The sequence below is a fragment of the Dokdonella sp. genome, from assembly GCF_041395345.1.
Classification (GTDB): domain Bacteria; phylum Pseudomonadota; class Gammaproteobacteria; order Xanthomonadales; family Rhodanobacteraceae; genus Dokdonella.
Window position 1 is genome coordinate 142,146 of sequence record NZ_JAWLAR010000012.1, and the last position, 20,346, is coordinate 162,491.

18 protein-coding genes and 1 tRNA gene are annotated in these 20,346 nt (G+C 62.9%); 10 read left to right on the plus strand and 9 right to left on the minus strand.

All coding sequences use genetic code 11. The features are described 5' to 3' along the window. Window positions 1-98: 98 nt before the first annotated feature. Window positions 99-620 (plus strand): (2Fe-2S)-binding protein, encoded by a 522-nt coding sequence (locus R3F00_RS12400; RefSeq protein WP_371282094.1) that lies wholly within the window; start codon window positions 99-101, stop codon window positions 618-620. Next, on the plus strand, window positions 617-2,878 hold the full coding sequence (locus R3F00_RS12405) for a molybdopterin cofactor-binding domain-containing protein (protein WP_371282095.1): 2,262 nt from the start codon (window positions 617-619) through the stop codon (window positions 2,876-2,878). The genes R3F00_RS12400 and R3F00_RS12405 overlap by 4 nt, the downstream gene beginning before the upstream one ends. 172 nt (window positions 2,879-3,050) lie before the next feature. On the opposite strand, the gene R3F00_RS12410 is transcribed toward R3F00_RS12405, so the two are convergent. Both R3F00_RS12410 and R3F00_RS12415 read right to left on the minus strand, forming a co-directional pair. Next, window positions 3,051-3,803 (minus strand): hypothetical protein, encoded by a 753-nt coding sequence (locus tag R3F00_RS12410; RefSeq protein WP_371282096.1) that lies wholly within the window; start codon window positions 3,801-3,803, stop codon window positions 3,051-3,053. 227 nt (window positions 3,804-4,030) lie between these two features. Then, window positions 4,031-4,753, minus strand: a complete 723-nt coding sequence (locus R3F00_RS12415) for an alpha/beta hydrolase (RefSeq protein ID WP_371282097.1) — start codon at window positions 4,751-4,753, stop codon at window positions 4,031-4,033. Between the two features lie 204 nt (window positions 4,754-4,957). On the opposite strand from R3F00_RS12415, the gene fusA reads away from it, so the two are divergent. Both fusA and R3F00_RS12425 read left to right on the plus strand, forming a co-directional pair. Continuing rightward, a complete protein-coding gene (fusA, locus tag R3F00_RS12420) occupies window positions 4,958-7,003 on the plus strand; it encodes an elongation factor G (RefSeq protein WP_371282098.1) in 2,046 nt (681 codons plus the stop codon). A 45-nt stretch (window positions 7,004-7,048) separates the two neighbouring features. Next, window positions 7,049-8,194: a dipeptidase gene (locus R3F00_RS12425; RefSeq protein WP_371282099.1), complete on the plus strand. Its 1,146-nt coding sequence runs from the start codon at window positions 7,049-7,051 to the stop codon at window positions 8,192-8,194. 158 nt (window positions 8,195-8,352) lie between these two features. Here the strand turns inward: R3F00_RS12425 and R3F00_RS12430 are convergent, their stop codons facing one another. Both R3F00_RS12430 and R3F00_RS12435 read right to left on the minus strand, forming a co-directional pair. After that, window positions 8,353-9,606 carry a hypothetical protein gene (locus tag R3F00_RS12430; protein WP_371282100.1) on the minus strand — a complete coding sequence of 418 codons (1,254 nt, stop codon included), beginning with the start codon at window positions 9,604-9,606 and terminating at the stop codon, window positions 8,353-8,355. A 135-nt stretch (window positions 9,607-9,741) separates the two neighbouring features. After that, the gene (locus R3F00_RS12435) at window positions 9,742-10,239 is read right to left on the minus strand and encodes an SET domain-containing protein (RefSeq protein WP_371282101.1); all 498 of its coding nucleotides are present in this window, start codon (window positions 10,237-10,239) and stop codon (window positions 9,742-9,744) included. Between the two features lie 101 nt (window positions 10,240-10,340). Between R3F00_RS12435 and R3F00_RS12440 the strand changes: the two genes are divergently transcribed. After that, window positions 10,341-11,072, plus strand: coding sequence for a hypothetical protein (locus R3F00_RS12440; protein WP_371282102.1), 732 nt, complete (start codon window positions 10,341-10,343; stop codon window positions 11,070-11,072). A 20-nt stretch (window positions 11,073-11,092) separates the two neighbouring features. Here the strand turns inward: R3F00_RS12440 and R3F00_RS12445 are convergent, their stop codons facing one another. After that, window positions 11,093-12,574, minus strand: a complete 1,482-nt coding sequence (locus R3F00_RS12445) for a M20 family metallopeptidase (RefSeq protein ID WP_371282103.1) — start codon at window positions 12,572-12,574, stop codon at window positions 11,093-11,095. A 241-nt stretch (window positions 12,575-12,815) separates the two neighbouring features. On the opposite strand from R3F00_RS12445, the gene R3F00_RS12450 reads away from it, so the two are divergent. The 4 genes from R3F00_RS12450 (at window position 12,816) to R3F00_RS12465 (ending at window position 14,983) form a co-directional block, all read left to right on the plus strand. Further along, on the plus strand, window positions 12,816-13,148 hold the full coding sequence (locus tag R3F00_RS12450; protein ID WP_371282104.1) for a ComEA family DNA-binding protein: 333 nt from the start codon (window positions 12,816-12,818) through the stop codon (window positions 13,146-13,148). 222 nt (window positions 13,149-13,370) lie between these two features. After that, on the plus strand, window positions 13,371-13,832 hold the full coding sequence (locus tag R3F00_RS12455) for an SET domain-containing protein (protein ID WP_371282105.1): 462 nt from the start codon (window positions 13,371-13,373) through the stop codon (window positions 13,830-13,832). A 9-nt stretch (window positions 13,833-13,841) separates the two neighbouring features. Continuing rightward, window positions 13,842-14,366, plus strand: coding sequence for a GNAT family N-acetyltransferase (locus tag R3F00_RS12460; protein ID WP_371282106.1), 525 nt, complete (start codon window positions 13,842-13,844; stop codon window positions 14,364-14,366). 14 nt (window positions 14,367-14,380) lie between these two features. Then, window positions 14,381-14,983: a HutD family protein gene (locus tag R3F00_RS12465; protein WP_371282107.1), complete on the plus strand. Its 603-nt coding sequence runs from the start codon at window positions 14,381-14,383 to the stop codon at window positions 14,981-14,983. A gap of 60 nt (window positions 14,984-15,043) precedes the next feature. Here R3F00_RS12465 and R3F00_RS12470 read toward each other — a convergent pair whose 3' ends face one another. Genes R3F00_RS12470 through hisS form a run of 3 tightly spaced genes read right to left on the minus strand, consistent with a single transcriptional unit; the run spans window position 15,044 to window position 18,626 of the window. Continuing rightward, a complete protein-coding gene (locus R3F00_RS12470) occupies window positions 15,044-15,358 on the minus strand; it encodes a non-heme iron oxygenase ferredoxin subunit (protein WP_371282108.1) in 315 nt (104 codons plus the stop codon). Next, a complete protein-coding gene (gene hutH / locus R3F00_RS12475; RefSeq protein WP_371282109.1) occupies window positions 15,355-17,247 on the minus strand; it encodes a histidine ammonia-lyase in 1,893 nt (630 codons plus the stop codon). The genes R3F00_RS12470 and hutH overlap by 4 nt, the downstream gene beginning before the upstream one ends. Continuing rightward, a complete protein-coding gene (gene hisS / locus R3F00_RS12480; RefSeq protein WP_371282110.1) occupies window positions 17,244-18,626 on the minus strand; it encodes a histidine--tRNA ligase in 1,383 nt (460 codons plus the stop codon). Before hisS ends, hutH begins: the two co-directional genes overlap by 4 nt. A 141-nt stretch (window positions 18,627-18,767) precedes the next feature. Here hisS and R3F00_RS12485 point away from each other — a divergent pair. Next, a tRNA-Pro gene (locus R3F00_RS12485) sits at window positions 18,768-18,844 on the plus strand. Between the two features lie 78 nt (window positions 18,845-18,922). On the opposite strand, the gene R3F00_RS12490 is transcribed toward R3F00_RS12485, so the two are convergent. Continuing rightward, window positions 18,923-20,346, minus strand: a 1,424-nt coding sequence (locus tag R3F00_RS12490) for an efflux transporter outer membrane subunit (RefSeq protein WP_371282111.1), incomplete at its 5' end; no start/stop codon positions are given.

Consider the following 20,346-nt stretch of genomic DNA (forward strand, 5'->3'; position numbering starts at 1 on the left):
GAACTACGACGAATCCAGCCGATACCGCCGATCGCTCCTGTGCAGCACCCGATGTGAATGCGACAATGCGCGCGCACGCTCCAGATCGCGGAATCCTCATGCAGCAAACCGAGAAGCAGCCTGGCCCGGCAGAAGCGGCGCAATCGGCGCCATTGGAAGGCCTGCAATTGATCATCAACGGCAAGCCCTATTTCCATGACGGCGACCCCGCGATGCCGCTGCTCTGGTATCTGCGCGATGTGCTGCGACTGACCGGCACCAAGTATGGCTGCGGCATCGGCGCCTGCGGTGCGTGCACGGTGCTGGTCGACGGCAAGGCCGCACGCGCCTGCCAGACCCCGATGCAGGTGACCGCCGGAAAGGCCGTCACGACCATCGAAGGGCTGGAAGGCGAACAATTGCATCCGGTCCAGCAGGCCTGGATCGAGCACGACGTCGCCCAATGCGGCTATTGCCAGGCCGGCCAGATCATGGCGGCTGTCGACCTGCTTTCGCGCAAGCGCAAACCTTCGGAAAGCGATATCGCCAGTATCGGAAATCTTTGTCGCTGCGGAACCTATCCGCGCATCCGCAGCGCGATCCTGCGCGCGGCGGCACTCACCCTGGAGCGCGAAGGGTGAGCGGTAACAGTGGCATCAGCAGACGTCGCTTCCTGCAGTTCGGACTTACCGCGAGCGGCGCCTTGCTGGTGGGTTTCCATGGTCGTGCCGATGCGGCACGAGAGTCCGTGCCGCCCGAGCTGCTGGGCGACGACCTGACCCGATTGACCGCCTTCGTCATGATCGAGCGCGACAACCGCGTGGTCATCGGCGCCCGTGGTTGCGAGATCGGCCAGGGCGTGATCACGTCCCTGCCCATGCTGATCGTCGAGGAACTCGACATCGAGTGGACGAAGGTGCGTGTCATCCAGCTGCCCTATGGCTATGAGCTGATCGATGGCAAGCCAGGCAATCGTTATGGCGACCAGTTCGCTGGTGGCAGCACCAGTATCTCCACCGGCTGGAAGGACCTGCGAGAAGCCGGTGCTACGGCGCGCTGGCTGCTCGTGCGTGCAGCAGCCGATGCCTGGGCAACGAAACCGGAGAGCCTGCAGACTCAGGCTGGCCATGTATTGCACGCGGACGGGCGCCGACTCAGCTACGGCGCGCTGGCGCGCACTGCAGCGGCGCTGACGCCTCCGTCGACTCCGGTCGCAACAAAGAAGCCCGCGGATTTCGACCTCATCGGCAAGCCGACGCGAACCGTGGACGGTCGCAGCATCGTTACCGGCCAGACCCGCTATGGCATGGATGAAATGCTCAGCGGCGCACTGGTCGCGGTGATGTTGCGCTGTCCGTATCTGGGCGGCAGTCTCGAAAGTCTCGACGACAGCGAGGCACGCAGCGTTCCTGGCGTACGCGACGTGATCAGCATCGACGGTCCGCCAGCGGATGGGGTATTCGATGGTCCCCTCGCCGCCGGTGTCGCCGTGCTCGCCGACAATACCTGGGCGGCACTGCAGGGGCGCAACGCGCTGAAGCCGGTCTGGAAGCAGGGGCCATGGGCGGACGAATCCAGTGCCCGCCTGAGCGCCCGGGCCAACGCCCTGCTGGACGGGAACACGGATGGCATCGAGGTCCGCATCGACGGTGACATGGCGCAGTCGCGAAAGCAGGCACGTCACAGCGTGTCGGCCCGCTACACCGTGCCCTTTCTTGCTCATGCCACGATGGAACCTCCCGGCGCGCTGATCGAGTTGCGCAAGGACGGTGCCTTGCTGATTGCATCCATGCAGAATCCCGCGGGCGCCTCTCGTGTCATCAGCCGGCTTACCGGCCTCGCGCGCGAGAAAATCGAGATTCGCCTGCCGCGATCGGGTGGCGGGTTTGGCCGGCGTCTGCAGAACGATTTTGTCGCCGAAGCCGTTCTGATCGCGCAACAGGCCGGCAAGCCGGTCAAGCTGATGTGGACCCGCGAGGACGACCTGACCCACGACTTCTATCGTCCGTTTGGCGTGCATGCGATGAGCGCGACGCTGGACAGGAAGAATCGTGTCGCCGGCTGGTCACACCGCTGCGCAGCCACCTCGCGTACCTGGCGCGCCGAAGGCATGCAGGATGACCCCGTGTGGACAGGCACGCTGGAGGCGGATGATTTCCCGGCCGGCCTGATCGACGACCTCGAAAAAATCTACTATCCGATCGAGTCCGGCATGCCGCGCGGCTGGTGGCGCGCGCCGCTGCACACATTCCACGCGTTCGCCGTGCAGAGCTTCATCGACGAAATCGCCTTCGAGGTTCGCAGGGATGCCGTGACGATGCGCCTCGAGATGCTGGGCGAGCCTCGGGAAATTCCATACAGCGGCCACGGCGGACCGCAGTTCGATACCGGGCGCATGGCCAATGTGCTCAAACTCTGCGCGGAAAAGATTCGCTGGTCGGAAAAGCGCAATGACGGGCGCGGCATCGGCATCGCCTGCCATTTCACTTTCGGCGGCTACAGCGCACACGCGTTCGAGACATCGATGCAGGGCGACCGGCTGGTCATTCATCGCGCCGTCTGCGTGGTCGATGTCGGGCGCGTCGTCAATCCGATGGGACTGGAAGCGCAGATCATGGGGGGCACGATCGATGGCATATCGACCGCGCTCAATCTCGAGATCACGGTCAAGGCCGGCCAGGTCCAGCAGAAAAACTTTCCCGACTATCGCCTGCTGAAGATGGCTGATGCGCCGGCCAGGGTCGAGGTACATATCGTCGAATCGACACGCGATCCGGTCGGAGGCGGCGAAATGGGGATCGCAAGTGTTGCACCGGCGCTGGCCAATGCAATCTTCGCGACAACCACGGTGCGCATCCGCAAGCTGCCTCTGATGCCCGAACTGATGCGAATGCTCTAGCAGGCTGTTGTTGCCTACTCATGCGGCGCGATCCAGCGGCAAAGTGCACCTCAGAATGCTCATTTACCTTGAGAAAACTGCGCTTCTTCGGCCCACTTTGCCTTGTCTCACGCTCGCCTGAGCGACAACAACAGCCTGCTAGCGGAAATAAGCATGGCAGGAAACCGCGGGTTCAGTCGGCCGGGTCGCAACCATCCCTTGCGCGCTGTTCTCTGGCCGCCGCACGCTCGGCAATGCCGGCGCCGTCCATAAGGCCAATCCATTTCAGGTACTTGCGAGAGACCTTGTCGCCAAGGGATTCATCGCGGGCGAAGTTGCCGGCGAATTTCGTACGCTTGCAGTCGAGCGGATTTTCGCCGCGCGTCTCGATCTCGGCCCACTGCGCCTTGGCCGCCTCCAGCGGATTCTCGATCTTTGCGGGCCCGATGCGTGTCGCTGACCTGGGCATTCGCAGCGAGCCATCGGCGTTGAACAATTGCAGAGGCGCTTCGCTGGCGCTGCCGATGCGCGCCTGGGTACTTGAGCTGGACTCCGCGTTCAGCGGCGGTGGCGTCATGTCTGTTTGCGGCGGCTCGATCTGTACCGCAGAGGGCTTGCGCCTGAACTGAGCCGGCACCGGTTCCGGCACGGGCTCTGGCGGCACTTCGAAGACTTCGGGCGGAGTGATGATATTGACGATGACCGGACCGCGATCGGGCTGCAGGCGCCGGATCGGTTGCATGACCTGATCGAGGCCGACTATCCACAACGAGTTGACCAGGATTGCCAGCACGACCAGACCGATGACGGTATTGCGGGCGAATTGCGGGGACCGCCACAGGCGTTCGCGGCGAAGCGCCTCACCGGCAAAGCCGATACGCAGGCGCGCGGATTCGTTGGCGTCAAGCACGGGTGCCGAGGCAAGCGCAGCGAATCGACTGGACATTCAGAGCGGGTATCCGGATCAGGTTGGACAACAGGCTGGCGCAGCATACGCAGGCGACGCTAAACACTCGTTAAGGCAGCGCTGGTCAAGAAGGGCAATCGTCACGCTCACTGTGCGCATGCAGATCGCGGCACGCCGGCGCGAATGGACTGGCCTGTCCATGAGTCAATCCGGCAAGGAATGCCACGCAGACAGCGGTCGCGACAGCTGCGCCCCCGGACCAGAGCCTATGCCAGGCGCGCCATCAGCCAGTCCACGGCGCGCTCGGCCACGCTGGGGGCATCGGTTCCCAGCAGGGGGCCCACATGGCTGCAGTCGGGAAGCAATTCGAAGTCGCCCGAGCAGCGCGTTGCAAGGCCTCGACTGACGACCACAGGAACATCGTCGTCGTTCTGGCTCGCGATGACCAGAACCGGGCAGCGCGGAAACGCTACCGGGATGCCAAGTCGGGCCTGCTCCAGTACCAGTCCGGACTCATCCCGCCAACGCCTGAACGCGTACAGACACGCAGCATCATCGGCATCGTGCATGGCTCGCCGGGTGGACGATATCGAGCGTTGCTGCCCCCAGTGCAGGATGGCGGGATGCGGTTTGCCGAGTGGGTTGGCGACAACGCCTGCGGGCGGCATGGGGTTGACCAGGATCACGGCGGCCGCTTCCACGTCGGCGGCCACCGCCAGGGCCAGCAATCCACCCAGGCTGGCCCCGGCCAGCACTACACCAGTCTGCTGGCGGCGGACGAGCGGCTGCACCCACGCGACAACCTGAGCACGGTAGTCCTCGAAACGGGTTTGGGCGAGGCCGTTGGCAGCGGGCTGCAGATCCGGAGCCGACGCGACCAGTCCATGCGCCGACATGACGCGCCGCCACTGGTTCCACTCCCAGCCGCCCGCACCCGCACCATGGATGCAAAGGACAGCCGGCAGTGTTTTCTTGGAGGTCCTGACCATGACGCATTATCGCGCAGGTCCGGCAACCGGGCATTGCAAGGTTCCGCAGCCGGCTCTGCCGCAGCGCCGCTTGACCGCCCCTGCCGATCGCGCAAGGCTTGGGCCGACGGTTCAACCAGCGCGGCACGCCGCCCTCACGCCGACAGGCCCCTGGATCGGCGCGGACCCGATGCTCGCCCTGCTCCACTCTCTGGGAGAAAAATCATGGCACACAGTACTGATGGCATCCGCAATGTCGCCCTGGCAGGCCATGCCGGCGCCGGCAAGACCACCCTGACCGAAGCCCTGCTGCATGCCGGCGGCACCATCCAGGCGGCAGGCACGATCGAACGCGGCAATACGGTGTCCGACTTCGACCCGATGGAAAAGGAGCGCCAGCATTCGATCCAGGCCAGCCTGGTTTCGATTGATCGCGGCGATTGCCACATCAACCTGGTCGACACACCGGGCTATTCCGATTTCCGCGGCCCCACGCTCTCGGCACTGGCGGCCGTCGAGACCTGCGCCATCGTGGTCAACGCAACCAACGGCATCGAACATACGACACGGCGCATGATGGATTACGCCCGATCTCGCGGTCTGGCGCGGGTCCTAGTCGTCAATCGAATCGATACCGAATGCGATCTCGAAGCGCTCACCGCCGAATTGCGCGACGAATTCGGCCCCGAATGCCTGCCCATCAACCTGCCCGCCGAAGGCGCCAGCAAGGTCGTCGACTGCTTCTTCAAGCCGGATGGCAAGGCCGACTTTTCTTCCGTGGCCGAAGCCCATCAGCAGATTCTCGACCAGGTCGTCGAGATCAACGAGAAGATCATGGATCGCTACCTCGAGAAGGGCGAGAAATCCCTCAAGGGCAGCGAGTTGCACGATGCGTTCGAACAATGTCTGCGCGAAGGACATCTCGTGCCGATCTGTTTTGTGTCCGCGCGCTCCGGAGCCGGCGTCTCCGAATTGCTCGACCTGATCGAAAAGCTGCTGCCCAATCCGCGGGAAGGCAATCCGCCGCCTTTCGTCAAGGGCGAGGGCCCGGACGCGAAGCCGGTGATCGCCGTGGCCGATCCTCAAAAACATGTCATTGCCGATGTCTTCAAGATTGCCAACGACCCGTTTGTCGGCAAGCTCAGCATTTTCAGGATCTACCAGGGCACCTTGCGCAAGGACACGCAGTTGTTCATCGACGACGGCAAGAAACCGTTCAAGGTCGGTCATCTGTTCCGCATTCACGGCAAGGACCACATCGAAGTCGACTCGGCGACTGCCGGCGACATCGCCGCAGTGGCCAAGATCGAGGAAATCCATTTCGACGCCGTGCTGCACGATTCGCACGACGAAGACCATATCCACCTCAAGCCGCTCGATTTTCCGCAGCCGATGTTCGGCCTGGCCATCGAGCCGGCGCACAAGGGGCAGGAGCAGAAGCTGGCCACCGCACTGGCCCGGCTCGGCGAGGAAGATCCCTGCTTCCGAGTCGAGCACAACAAGGAACTCAACGAGACCATCGTTCGCGGCCTCTCCGACCTGCATCTGAAGCTGATGCTCGAACGCATGAAGGATCGGTATGGCGTGGAGGTCACCTCGCACCGGCCCAGTATCGCCTATCGGGAAACCATCTCCGGAAAGGCCGACGGCCACCATCGGCACAAGAAGCAGACCGGCGGCGCAGGCCAGTTCGGCGAGGTGTACCTGCGCGTGGAACCGCTGCCGCGCGGCAGCGGATTCGAATTCACCGACGAGATCAAGGGCGGCGCCATCCCGCATCAGTTCATTCCGGCCATCGAAAAAGGCGTGCGCCAGGTCCTCGAACAGGGTGCCGTTGCCGGCTACCAGATGCAGGATGTGCGCGTGGTCGTGACTGACGGCAAGTTCCACACGGTAGACTCGAAGGAAGTCGCATTCGTCGCAGCCGGAAAGAAGGCTTTTCTGGACGCGGTCGGCAAGGCCAAGCCGCTGCTGCTTGAACCGATCGTCAACATGGATGTGAACGTGCCGGAACTGCACATGGGCGACGTCACCGGTGGGCTGGCCAGCAAGCGGGCCCGCATCCATGGCACCGATTCCTTGCGCGGCGGTGAACTCGTGATCAAGGCTCAGGTGCCGCTCGCCGAAGTCGCCGACTACCAGACCGAGCTCAAGGCCATGACCGGAGGCCGTGGCCGCTACACGATCGAGTTCAGCCACTACGATCCGGTACCCGCCAATGTTCAACGGCAGCTCATCGATGCATTCAAGCCTCACGCCGATGAAGACTGAGCCGGAGAGAGTGCCCGCTGTCCACTTCGTTCCCGGAGTCTCCGCATGCTGCAGAATCGTCGTCAGTTCCTGATCGGCATGGCCTCGATGGCCAGTGCTCCGCTGTGGTTGTCGGCGCAGCGGGCGATGGCCGGCTCGCCGGGCAACGCAAGCTGGCCGGGCTATGCACGGGCCATGGTCATTGATGCCCTGGGAGGCCCGGGCGAATACGACGCCGAGCCCTATTCGCCACTGAGCGCCAGGGCCCTCGATGATGTTCGCGCCAGTGGATTGACTGCAGTGAATGTCACCGTCAGCGGGGTCGGCAGCTATGCCAATGATCCCGAATCGACGATCAGGAATATCGCCTACTGGAATGCGCAAATCGCCGCTCACCCCGAGCGCCTGATGCTGGTTCGCGAGGCCGCCGATCTGGACACGGCGAAGAGCACCGGACGACTGGGCCTGATCTACGGATTCCAGGACACCACGCCAATCGGCGAAGACCTGTCTCGCCTGGAACGCTACGACCACCTCGGCGTGCGTATCGTGCAACTGACCTACAACCGGCGCAATCTCGTCGGCGACGGCTGCCTCGAAGCAGGCAATGCCGGACTCAGTACTCTGGGCATTGAACTGATTGAAAAACTGAACCAGCGCCATCTGCAAATCGACCTTTCGCATGCCGGTGAACGAACGACTCTGGAGGCGATAGCGCGCTCGAAGGATCCCGTCGCGATCACTCACAGCGGTTGCGCGGCTCTGGCTCCGCTTCCACGCAACAAGACCGACAACGAGCTGCGCAAGCTGGCCGACAGCGGCGGTGTGGTCGGCATCTACCTCATGCCGTTCCTGCGGGTGAAAGGACAACCCACGGCGCAGGATCTGATCGCGCACATCGAACATGCCATCAAGGTCTGCGGCGAGGATCACGTCGGCATTGGCAGCGACGGCGGCATTTCACCGATCAATTTCAATGAAGAGTTCAAGCGCAAGCACGCCGAGGATGTTGCCGATCGCCGCGCGCGCGGCATTTCGGCACCAGGAGAAGACCCCGAGGTCTATATCTTCCTGCCCGATCTCAATACGGCCAATCGCCTGGAACACCTGGCCAGCCTGCTCGCGGCTCGCGGACATTCCGACCGGCTGATCGAGAAGATCATCGGCGCCAACTTTGCCCGCCTGTTCCGCGCTACCTGGGCATCGGCCTGAGCCGGCGAACGCCTGCTGTCTGCGCAACGCAGTCCGCAGGAACAGGGAAGCGGGCAACGCGGCAATGAAGTACGCGGCCCGGACAGGAGATCGGAGATCAGTCTCCCCATGCGGCGCCGCCATCGCGGTTCTGCTGCATGGACTCTGCCTCGCCGAAGTCAGGATTTTCCGAACGGGTTTCGCAGGCGCTTCAGGAAGGAAGACTTCTGACTGCTTTCATCGGTATCCGCATGGCGTGACTGGCGTGGCGTCTTCTTCAGACAGCCAATCGCATCGTAGGCATTGACCACATCGAATACCTGGCCCATTTCCACTCCGCAGTTAGCGGCAATCTCGTGCAGCCGGATCGGCTGCATCATCGCCGCGGAAACACGGGCAAGCTGCGGATAGTCGCGCGCGATCTCCAGCCAGCGGGTGAGCTCATAGGTGCCTCCCGGATCGAGGCCTGAAGCCAGTTTTCCGCCCGAATGCAGCAACACGTCGAGCCAGATCAACTTGCTGTACGGCTGCTCCGGCTGTTCCTTGCGAATCTGCGCGATCTCGGAACTGGTCAGTCGACGCCATTCGTCACGTCGCGGCGATTTTCTGCAGTAGGCCTCGAGATCGCGCAAGGTTCGCGTGCAGTGATAGACCTTGTTCTTCGGATCCAGCGACAGCACTGCGGAGCCCGACCATGCTATCTGCGCAGGACCGGCGAGCAAGTCACCTTCCAGATACTCGCGAAGACGATGGGCGCTGCGCTCATCGGCCTGACTCGGCTTGAGCGGGCTTCGTGCCGGTGGCGCATGTCCAAGCGGAGTGCCTTGCGACTCGCGCTCACGATCGGCCCGCGCTTCGCTGCGCCTTGTCGATAGACCGGTACTCTCGACCATGGTCGAACTGTCGAGCCTTGCCGGCTTCAGATTGGCATAGGGATCCGCCAGCGGATTACCGCGAATCATTTCGTCCAGGCCGGGAGCTGCATCGGAGGACGTCGAATCGGGTTTGATGTCCTGCGTCAGGAACGGGAAATCCGAAATCTCTGGCTCGGAAGGATCGGAATCGTCGGTGTGGTAGAAGTCTTCGGTGTGCGGTGCCGCATGTGGCAGGCCCCCTGCAGACACCTGGGTGGCCTGGTTCAGTACGCCAATGACGTTCTCCAGCTTGAATGGCCGGACGAGGGCAGGATCATCCTCCGCCGCGGTCTCCGCATCGCAAATGATCGCAACGCGCATGCCGGAGACCTTGGCTCGGGCGCGCGCCATCTGACCGGCGAAATTCGAGATATCGACCGCGAGCAGATCCGCCCCGGTGTCAGAGCCCCAGCGCCAGACATGGCTCAGTTCATCGGCGGCCCGGCGCATGAGCAAACGCAGATGCGCCACGTCCTCCTCGCTGACTCCTATCGTGGATATGACTTTGTCGTTTGGCACGCCGATCTCACCCCAGTCTGCCGCCCACCTGCACCGCCTTCACTCATTCATGCACCGGCGCAGCCTCGGTTCCTAGCCTGCAGCTTTGCGTCACTCATTGCAATCGGGCGTTGTTGCAACCGGGCCGGCCGGCATTCAGGAAGATTTCTTCTTCGACTTGGCGGGTCTGGACTTGGGCTTGAGCATGGTTCCGATGCAGTCCGCGTGGCCGCAGCGGCATTCCCATATCTTCTTCAGGCGCGGCGTCAGGCGCTCGCCGAGGTCGATGCCATAGTCGTAGGTCAGTTCTTCGCCAGCCTCGATATCGCGCAGGGTTTCGATCAGCACCCGGTCCTTGCGACGCCTGCCCTTTTCGTCTTCCTCGACCAGAGCCTGGCAATTGGGTGCGCAGCTGTGGTTGATCCAGCGTGCCACGTTGCCGTCCTCATTCGCGTCGATGACATAGCGATCATTCAGGGTGAACAGAAACGTGTGTCCGGTGTCCGTCGTGCCGTCGTACAGGCGATCCGCCTGGGCATGCGTCAACAACCGTCCCTTGTATTCGACAAGTTCAGTTCCGGCGGGAATGTCGGCGGTGGCGAAGACGCCGTTGCCATGAATGGGCGAACGTCGCTGCTTGAATTTTCTGGGCATCGGGTTTGAACGGCTCGGCAGATGGGGAACGCATCATAGCGACTCCGGCCATGCAGCGGAATTTCCGCAACTGCCCATTGAGCAGAAATCCTGATAGTTTCATGCCCACTGCCACGGCCTGTGACGTCCCGATGCGCCGTTCAAGACTTTCAAGAACTGTACTGCGTGCGGTTGCCGCACTCATCGTGATACTGGTGCTGGTATGGTCCACGCGCGAGAACGGACCTGGTCTGCCTGGCTCGCCAACGGTCGATTCGAGTTCGCCCGCCGCCCCGGCATTCGACTATTTCCTCATCGCGTTGTCGTGGTCACCGACGTTCTGCGAGAGCAATCCCCAGGAAACCGAACAGTGCGGGACGCGCGGCTACGGCTTCATCCTGCACGGACTCTGGCCGCAGCTCGAGCACGATCGCGGACCCCGCGACTGCAGCAGCAAGCAGGAACCACAGCGCGCGACGATTGAGCGGACCCTGGCTTTCATGCCCAGCCGGCGCCTGGTCGAACATGAATGGCGCGCACACGGAACCTGTTCCGGACTCGATCCGGAAGCCTATTTCATGCTCGCCGACCGCGCCTTCGCGTCAATCAGGATTCCGGCTGATCTACAGGCTACCTCGCGTCCCGGGCCGATGACGTCCGAAGACATCCGTGAGGCGTTTGTCGACGCGAATCCGGGGCTTGAGCCCGACATGCTCGGAGTCAGCTGCAAGTCCGGAAAATTCTCCGAAGTGCGCATCTGCGTGGACAAGGCACTTCGGCCGCGCCGCTGTGGCAGCGGCGTCGGCATGCACTGTCCACGCGATGTGCCACTGCGTATCCCGCTGGCTCGCTGAACCCGGCCTAGCCGCTTCAGCTATTCGCAACACCCGTCGCCGCCGCGGTGACTGTGCGCATCGGTAGCGGCGACACCCATGGTCAGTCCCTTGCCACTGGCGATGTAATGGTCGGAAACCACCTTGGCAACCGCAGCAGTGACGCGCTTGCCGGTCGGAATGTGCAGGAACTCGTTCGGACCATGCGCATTGGAATGAGGGCCGAGCACGCCGGTTATGAGGAACTGGGCGCCCGGGAATTTTTCGCCGAGCATGCCCATGAAGGGAATCGAGCCGCCCTCACCCATGTAGGCCGGGGGCGGACCGAAATACGTGCGTGAAGCCTCGTCGACAGACTGCTCCAGCCAGGGCGCCAGTGCGGGCGCATCCCAGCCGCTGCCGGCCTTTTCCAGATTGAAGGTGACCGTCGAGCCGTACGGCGGATCGGCTTCGAGCAGCTGCTTGAGGAATTCGCCACTCTTCGCGGCATCCGCGGTCGGCGGCAGGCGCAGACTCAACTTCACTGCAGTGAACGGGCGCAGCACATTGCCAGCGGAATCGAGGCCGGGCAATCCGCCGACGCCGGTTATCGCCAGGGCAGGCCGCCAGGTCCGATTGAGCACGAGTTCGGTCAGGTCCTTGCTCACCGGCTGCATGCCATCGAGCAAGGGGAACTTGGAATAGACATCGTCACCGAGCACCTCGGCGCTGAGCCGAGCCTGCTCGACGCGTTGCGGGGGAATTTCCGCATGCAATTCGCGCGGCAGAATTTCGCCGGTATTTTCGTCCTCGAGTCGCGACAGGACCTGACGAAGGACGCGAAAGCTTGATGGCACCACGCCTGAGGCATCGCCCGAATGCACCCCTTCCTCGAGCACATTGACCGTCAAGTTGCCTCCGGTCATGCCACGCAGCGAGGTGGTCAGCCACATCTGGTCGTAGTTGCCGCAGCCCGAGTCCAGACAGACGATCAGGGATGGCTTGCCGATACGGTCGGCGAGATGATCCACGTAGTACGGCAGATCGTAGCTGCCGGACTCCTCGCAGGCTTCGATCATCACGACGCAGCGCGAATGCGGAATGTCCTGAGCCTGCAAGGCCATGATCGCGGCCAGTGAGCCGAAGATGGCGTAACCGTCGTCGGCGCCACCGCGTCCATACAGCTTGTCGCCTTCGATGACCGGTTTCCACGGGCCGAGATGTTCGTCCCAGCCTGTCATTTCAGGCTGCTTGTCGAGATGCCCGTAGAGCAGCACACAATCATCGCCCTGCCCAGGAATATCTATGAAAATCAATGGAGTGCGCCCCTCGAGTCGGACAACCTCGAGCTTCATGCCGGGAATCGGCTGCTTGCTCGCCCAGTTCTCCATCAGGGTTACCGCCTGATCCATGTAGCCGTGCTTGACCCAGTCGGCATCGAACATCGGCGACTTGTTCGGAATCCGGATGTATTCGACGAGTTGCGGAACGATCTGCTCATCCCAGAGTTTGTCGACGAAACTGCTGATTGCGCTTGAATCCATGATTGCTCCGAGCACGATGCGCTGCGGGACTCGCAGCGGAAATCCGATTCTAGCGCGTCGACGCATTCTTGCCTGAATTCATTGCCCCGATCAGTCCGCTTGTAGGAAAAAGACTACGTGGCGCGACGCGCGTCGCCTACGACAACAGGCGTCAAATGCCGATGCCGCCTTCCACTGCATTGGACGAGACTTTCCTCGCCGGACACTCACGTCGCGGCTTGAATCCAATCAGGAGCAATTCATGAACATGAAGACCATTCTCGCCAGCCTGGCCCTTTCCCTGGCTCTGGCCCTTCCCGCATTCGCTGCGGAACCCGTCGACATCAACAGCGCAGACGCAAGCACGCTTGCCGAAGGCCTGACCGGTGTCGGCCTGAGCAAGGCCGAGGCCATCATCGCCTACCGCGATGAGCATGGCCCGTTCGCAAGCGCCGAGGACCTGGCCCAGGTCAAGGGCATTGGCGACAAGCTGGTCGAGCGCAATCGCGAAAACATCGTGGTCGGCGGCGCCAAGGCAAAGGCCTCGGCCAGCAAGTCCTCGGCCAAGTCAGCGAAGGTTGCGTCGACTGACTGAGAGGTCGGCAACGGGTTGATGCGATCCAGTCAGATCGCATCAACCCCTACCGCCGCAAGTCCGGTGAGACGGCCATGGACAGCGGCCCTGCACAAGCATCAAGGCAAAATCCGGACCGTTCGAGCGCCTGAACAAGTCAGGCCGAGCATCGGAAGTTTGCGATTCACGCCTTCAGAAGCGGCAAATCCGCGTGCTAGACTTCGCGCCCCGGTCGGTGCGCACATGATTCTTCCCCGCTATCACATCAGCCCATCCCTTATTCCGGATGCCGGACAAGGCATGTTCCTTGACCAGACTGTCGAACCCGGCAGCATCCTGATTGCTCCGGATGCCATTCCGCAAACCTGGACTTTCAGCGAAGTCATGGCGATGCCGAATGCCCGCGAACTGCTGCCGGCAACGGTACGCTGGTTCGAAGATCGCTACACGATTTCGAATGACTGGCCGGACGAATGTTTCGTCAATCACTCGTTTGCGCCAACCGGCCTCTGGCATCTGGGATTCGTTTTCGCAACGGCCCGGCTCGGGAGCGGAACGGAGATTACCGTTGACTATCGCCACCTGCTCGCCCCAGGGCAGGAGGAAGATTTCCACGATGCGGAAAGCGGACAGCCGATCGTCGGATTCACCTGGAAAGAAAGTCTCAGAGCGTCCTCGCAGGCGTTGCTCCGACTTCTGGACTGAAGCCACGCCATGCTTGAAATCCCCGTACTGATCACCGAGCGTCTGCGCCTGACGGCGCTGTCCGAGCGCCATTTTGAACTGTACTCGGCCATGCTGGCCGATGCGTCGAGCACGCGCTTTGTCGGCGATGGCCAGCCGCTGGATCGCATGAACGCCTGGCGCTCGATGGCCATGCTGATCGGCCACTGGGCCTTGCGCGGCTATGGCATGTGGGCCGTCGAGCTGAAGGGAAGCGGAGAGTTCATCGGTCGCGTCGGACTGCACAACCCGGAAGGCTGGCCCGACCTCGAACTGGGCTGGATGTTGCGTCCGGAGCATCGGCACAAGGGCTATGCGACCGAGGCGGCGCATGCCGCGCTCGCCTATGCGTTCACGCGCCTCGGTGCAGAACGAGCGATCAGCCTGATTCGCACCGAGAATACGGAGTCCGAACGCGTCGCACGCCGCCTCGGTGGGCGCCAGTCGACGACCATCGATTTCCTCGGCAGCGCGACCCTCGTCTATACCTACCACCGGCCCGACAGCCCCAACTGATCCGGGTTCCCGCCATGCGCCTGCTGCGACCCAGTGACTACCGACGCACACGCTGGAAGAACGACGGCGGCTGGACCACCGAAATCGCCAGCTGCGAGGACAATTGCAACCAGACGGATTTCGTCTGGCGAGTCAGCATTGCCGAGATCGAGAGCGATGGGCCGTTCTCCAGCTTTCCCGGCGTGCGCCGCGATCTGCTCATGCTGGCCGGCAACGGCATGGAGCTCGATATCAACGAGCAAGCGCCGCGCCGCCTCGACAAGCGCTTCGAGCACGTTCGCTTCGAAGGTGAAGATTCAGTCCATTGCCGCCTGCTTGCCGGCCCCACCCGGGACTTCAACGTGATGACGCGGCGCGACTCGGCCACCGCCGAGGTCCATGCCCGACCGATCAATGGCACGATGCTGGCGTTTTCAGAGGCCGGCTCAACCTGGCTTGTTCATGTCTTCGCCGGACAAATCACGGCCAGAACCGGCCATCAGGCTATCGAAGCCGGAGCGAATGCCACCCTGATCATCGAATCGGTCTCGGACAGGCGCGAACGCATCGTTCTTGAAGGCGGCGGGGAACTGGTCCTGGTCCGCTTCAACACGCTCGAGTGCAAACCCGCCGAATAACCGGGGTCAGCGGTCTTCCCCGCTAAAGTTCCATCCCGATTCCCGAATCCCGAATCCAGGCTATCGATCGTCCCGCGAGTAAACCCAGCCGTCCTCGACCTTGACCGGGAACTTCGCGGTTGGCTCGTAGGCAGGCGGGCACAAGGCAGCACCCGTGCGCACGTCGAATCGTGCGCCATGGCGCGGGCACTCCACTTCGAATCCCTCGATCGGGCCGCCGGTCAACTCGCTGCCATCGTGCGTGCAGATATCTTCAATCGCGTAGAGCTCGCCATCGACGTTGAACACGGCGATGGGGGTATCCCCGTCCCAGCCTGTCTGGCATTCGCCGGGCAGCAATTCGGCCATGTGGCAGATGCGCACCCATTCACTCACGGTGTTGCATCCAGCAGAGCGTTGCCTGCGACAAGTTCGCAGATGCGGCGCACGTCGCCGTCCATGGCGCGATCGCGCTGCATGAAATCGATACACTGGCGAATCCGCGCATGGGCCTTCCGCACAGCCGAGCCTGCGTGAAACTCGCCCGCCTCGGTCAGGGCCTTCATGAGACCACGGATCTCCGCGGCGAATGCGGCATGACTCGGATGATCCTCGCGCGGCGCGTTGCTGATCTTGGCCGCCAGCGCCGACCAGTCGCCACGCTCGGCCAGACTGCGCGCGGCATTCAGCATGTCCTGGCGATATTCGAGGGCCTGCGCCGCCGTGTACAGTTCAAGCGCAAGCACGTGGCTGAGATCCTCGGTCATCTCGAGCACGTGGCGCGCCTCGTTGGTGCCCATCGAGACATGATCCTCGGCATTGGCGCTGGTCGGTATCGAGTACACCGATGCCGGATGCGCGCGCGTTGCGAGATCGTTGACCAGGGCAGCAGCCGTGTATTGCACAATCATGAAACCGGAGTCGGTCGCATCTTCATTGCCGATCAGGAAGGCCGGCAGGCCGTCATTGTTGGCCGGGTCGACGAGCTTGTTGAGGCGCCGCTCCGAAATCGATGCAAGCACCGGGATCGCGGCCTTGACGTAGCTCATCGCCAGCGCCAGCGGCATGCCGTGGAAGTGACCTGCGGAAATGACCTGATCCTCGATGTAGCGCGGATTTTCCGCCTCCGGGAAGACCAGGGGATTGTCGGTCACGGAGTTCAGCTCGATGTCGATGATGCGGCAGGCCTGTTCCCAGGCGTCGCGCACGGCACCGTGCACCTGCGGCATGCAGCGCAGACAATAGGCATCCTGCGGCTGGTGTTTCTTGCCACCCTTGAACGGCAGGAATCGCTCGTAGAACGCCTCGCGACCATGCCGCTGCGATGGCGGAACATAGTCCCAGCAGATATCGAAACGCCGCTGCTGTTCGACCGGATCGCTCCAGGATTCGGCAGTCCAGGTGCGGAAGCGCGGCACCAGGTGGTATGCAATATCGACCAGGGTGGAGCCTGCAAGCAGTTCGCGCAGATGGCGCGCCGTCTCGACCTGGCCCGGATGCGGGCGCAGGGCATGCACTTCCGGGCGCAGCGCGCCGCTGCGTCCGGCGAACGCATCGAGCGTCATGGCCGCTGCCAGATCGGCCGTCGCGATCAGATGTTCGATGCGCGACAAGGCGAGTACGGCCGTGGCCAGCATTTGCGTCGTTCCATTGTTGAGGGCCAGGCCCTCCTTGAACGACAGCCGGATCGGTTCGATGCCGGCCCGCTTGAGCGCCTCGGCTCCCGGGACGCGCTCGCCTTCATGGAAGGCTTCACCGCCACCGAGCAGGACAATCGCGAGATGCGACAACGGCGCGAGATCACCGCTGGCGCCCACCGATCCCTTGGCCGGAATGACCGGAATCACGTTTCGATTGAGCAGGGCCGTGAGTGCCTCAAGAGTGGAGACGCGTATGCCCGAGTGTCCACGCAACAAGGTATTGATGCGGATCGCGAGGATCGCCCGCACGACATCAGGCGCCAGCGGCGCACCGACGCAGACTGCGTGCGTGATCAGAAGATTGTGCTGCAACTCTTCGAGCAGGCTACCCTCGAATTGTTCCGGATTGCCACCCGGCAGCTCATCGCGAGCGCGATGTGCACCGAGCAGCTTGTCTGCATTGCTGCCAAACCCCGTCGTCACGCCATAGACCGGCTCGCCGCAGCTGACTTTTTCGGCGAGGAAATCCGCCGCCCGCTGTACCCGCGCCAGGGCCGCCGGCGCCAGCGAGACTGTGGTCCCGCGACTGGCAATCTCGACGACTTGCGAGCGAGTCAGCGAGGAACCATCCAGCACGATCGTCATGCTCTTGCTCCCATGGCTGCACTCTGTTCAAGTTCGACGCGCAGGCTCTTGACCAGCTCGGGGCGCGCCACTTCAAACTGATCTTCGCGACGCAGATCCTTGACCGTGACCGTACCGTTCGCAATCTCGTTTTCGCCCAGCACAAGCACGAAGCGGATACCGGCGCGATCGGCGTACTTGAACTGCTTGCCGAGCTTTGAGGGCTCCATGACCACTTCGGTATTGATGCCGGCCTGGCGCAACTCGGTGGCCAGGGCAAGGTAGGCCGGCAGTTGCGCCTCATCCATCTGCGTTACCAGCGCCTGCACCGAGCTGCTTGCCGTCCCGATCAACCCGGCCTCGCGCAACTGCCAGTACAGTCGCGTCGCGCCGATCGAAATGCCGACGCCGGGCAGACTCGATTTCGTGTAGTTGCCGGCCAGGTTTTCGTAGCGTCCGCCCGAGCAGATGGAACCAATCTGCGGATGTTCGTTCAAGGTCGTTTCGTAGACGGTGCCGGTGTAGTAGTCAAGGCCACGCGCAATCGAAAGATTCAACGCGTAATGCGATTCCGGCACGCCGAAGGCCTTGATCAGGTTCAGAACTTCACGCAGTTCGGCTCGACCCTGCTCGAAGGTCTCGCTTCCGCTTCCGAGCGCGTCGAGTTTTTCCAGCGCATCGGCCAGAGAGATCGATCGCACCTGCACGAAAGCGAGAATCCTGTCCACGGTCGCTGTGTCGAGGCCAAACGCGGCACCGGTCAGTGTTTCCCGCACATGATCGATGCCGCGCTTGTCGAGCTTGTCGACTTCGCGCAGGACGGCCATCTGTTTCTCGCCATCGGCGATGCCAAGCCCTTCGAACCAGCCGCGCATGAGACGCCGATTGTTGAGCTGGATGGTGAATGGTCCGATGGCCAGATCGCGAAACACGCCGTATATCGTTGCCGGTATTTCGGCGTCGTAGCGAACCGACAGCGAGTCCTTGCCGATCACGTCGATATCGCACTGATAGAACTCGCGGAATCGACCGCGTTGGGCACGCTCGCCTCGATAGACACGCTGAATCTGGTAGCGGCGGAACGGAAAGCTCAGGTCGTGCTCGTGCTCGGCGACATAGCGGGCCAGAGGCACGGTCAGGTCGAAGCGAAGGGCCAGCTCGGGCTTGTCGCCCTGCTCCAGCGCGCCGGTCGACTGCACGAAATAGACCTGGCGCTCGGTCTCGCCGCCGGACTTGGTCAGCAGGACGTCGGCAAATTCCATGACCGGTGTCTCGATCGGCAGGAAACCGAAACGCTCGAAGTTGCTGCGCACGGTATCCAGCATGCCCTGGAAGGCGATCTGGTCCAGCGGCAGCAGCTCTAGCACGCCGGGCATGGTGCGGGCGGGGGTCAAAGGCATGTGGATCCTCGAAAAGACGCGATCGGCGCGGGCGAAACGGCCGCATAGATTAGCAGAACGACCGTTCCGGCCAGAATCAGGCGTTGCACTGCAACAGCGCCACCGCTATCATTCGCGGCCCGCCAGAACGCGGGCCGGTATCGGGGTGTAGCTCAGTCTGGTAGAGCGCTACGTTCGGGACGTAGAGGTCGTAGGTTCGAATCCTGTCTCCCCGACCACTTATTCAAACAAGAAGGGCCACCCGTCTGGGTGGCCCTTTGCATTGCGGCGCCATGAACCCTTGCCGATGAGTGGCCTCAACGCTGAATCGGCGTCTCCGGGGCCGCGACCGGCAAGGCGGTGCTGGCCGGCTCCAGGTCAGGCCTGGCCGCTTGGCGCGAAACGCCTGCCAGGGTGGCATCCGACCAGCCGCCGCCAAGGGCACGGTACAGATCCACATAGGCCTGCAGGTGATTCAGGCGCGCCCGCGCGAGTTCGAGCTGCGCCGAGAACTGCTGGCGCTGGGCATCGAGAACATCCAGATAGCCCACCACACCCGCCTTGTAGCGCATGTTCTGCAGGCGCAGCGACTCCGCAGCCGCCTTGGCGCTGACCGCGGCCTGCTCGACGACATCGGCGCCGAGTTCCGCTGCAGCCATGGAATCGCTGACTTCGCGCATGGCGTTGAGCACGGTTGAGCGATAGGACAGTACGGCGACTTCCGCCTGTGCACGTGCGCCACTGACGCCGGCCGAACCCCTGCCCCAGTCAATCAGGGGTAAAGACACGTTCGGGCCCCATGACCAGACATCAGCGGTGGACCCGCTGTTGTCGAAAACATCGCCCAGGTCGATGCCGAGGCGGCCGAGAAATCCGCCCAGGCCGATGGTGGGAACCGGAAACCGATTGGCAATGGCCACGCCGATCCGCGCCGTGGCCGCGTGCAGTACCTGTTCGCTCGCGCGCACGTCGGGCCGTCGCACAAGCAACTCCGAAGGCAGGCCGAGAGCCGGGAACGCCGGAACCTTCGGCAGAATCGCATCGTCACTGCGCTGGATCGAGGTCGGGTACGCGCCGAGCAGAAGGCTCAGCGCATTTTCGGTCGCGATCACGCGCTGCTGCAGCTGCGGAAGGCGCGAACGCGTCGCCGCCAACTGGGTGATCGCCTGTTGCTCGTCGGCCGCATTGGCGACCCCGCCACGCATCAGCTGGCGGACCAGTTCCAGCGAGGTTTCCTGGTCGGCGATATTGGCGCGCGTGATGGAAACTTCCTGATCCAGCTCTCTCAGGCGCAACCAGATTCCGGCCGTGGTTGCCACCAGCGACGACATGACTGCGCGTGCGCCATCCTCGCTGGCCAGCAGTTCGGCGCGGCTGGCCTCGCTGGCGCGCCGCAGCTTGCCGAAAATATCGATTTCCCAGCTGAAGACCAGGCCGAGCGAATACGCGCTGTCGTTGTCGCTGCTGGTCGCAGAAGGCGTTGTGGACAATGCACCATTCGCACTCGGGAAGAAGAACGAACGTGTACCGGTCAGCTGGGCACGTGCGGCCTCGACGCGCCAGAGTGCGATCTTCAGGTCCAGGTTGCGTTCCACGGCTGCGCGGACGACGGCTGCCATTTCCGCATCTTCGAACAAGTCGGCCCAGTCGAGATCGGCGAGCGTGCGCGCGGAATCGACACTCAGCGCGCCACGATAGTCGCCGGGAACCTCGAGGTCAGGCCGCGTGTAGTTCGGGCCAA

Excerpts from the sequence above, each read along its gene's own strand:
- R3F00_RS12400 (WP_371282094.1), top strand. The coding sequence starts at position 99 with ATGCAGCAAACCGAGAAGCAGCCTGGCCCGGCAGAAGCGGCGCAATCG.
- R3F00_RS12410 (WP_371282096.1), bottom strand. The coding sequence starts at position 3,803 with ATGTCCAGTCGATTCGCTGCGCTTGCCTCGGCACCCGTGCTTGACGCC.
- R3F00_RS12415 (WP_371282097.1), bottom strand. The coding sequence starts at position 4,753 with ATGGTCAGGACCTCCAAGAAAACACTGCCGGCTGTCCTTTGCATCCAT.
- fusA (WP_371282098.1), top strand. The coding sequence starts at position 4,958 with ATGGCACACAGTACTGATGGCATCCGCAATGTCGCCCTGGCAGGCCAT.
- R3F00_RS12425 (WP_371282099.1), top strand. The coding sequence starts at position 7,049 with ATGCTGCAGAATCGTCGTCAGTTCCTGATCGGCATGGCCTCGATGGCC.
- R3F00_RS12435 (WP_371282101.1), bottom strand. The coding sequence starts at position 10,239 with ATGCCCAGAAAATTCAAGCAGCGACGTTCGCCCATTCATGGCAACGGC.
- R3F00_RS12440 (WP_371282102.1), top strand. The coding sequence starts at position 10,341 with ATGCCCACTGCCACGGCCTGTGACGTCCCGATGCGCCGTTCAAGACTT.
- R3F00_RS12445 (WP_371282103.1), bottom strand. The coding sequence starts at position 12,574 with ATGGATTCAAGCGCAATCAGCAGTTTCGTCGACAAACTCTGGGATGAG.
- R3F00_RS12450 (WP_371282104.1), top strand. The coding sequence starts at position 12,816 with ATGAACATGAAGACCATTCTCGCCAGCCTGGCCCTTTCCCTGGCTCTG.
- R3F00_RS12455 (WP_371282105.1), top strand. The coding sequence starts at position 13,371 with ATGATTCTTCCCCGCTATCACATCAGCCCATCCCTTATTCCGGATGCC.
- R3F00_RS12460 (WP_371282106.1), top strand. The coding sequence starts at position 13,842 with ATGCTTGAAATCCCCGTACTGATCACCGAGCGTCTGCGCCTGACGGCG.
- R3F00_RS12465 (WP_371282107.1), top strand. The coding sequence starts at position 14,381 with ATGCGCCTGCTGCGACCCAGTGACTACCGACGCACACGCTGGAAGAAC.
- hutH (WP_371282109.1), bottom strand. The coding sequence starts at position 17,247 with ATGACGATCGTGCTGGATGGTTCCTCGCTGACTCGCTCGCAAGTCGTC.
- hisS (WP_371282110.1), bottom strand. The coding sequence starts at position 18,626 with ATGCCTTTGACCCCCGCCCGCACCATGCCCGGCGTGCTAGAGCTGCTG.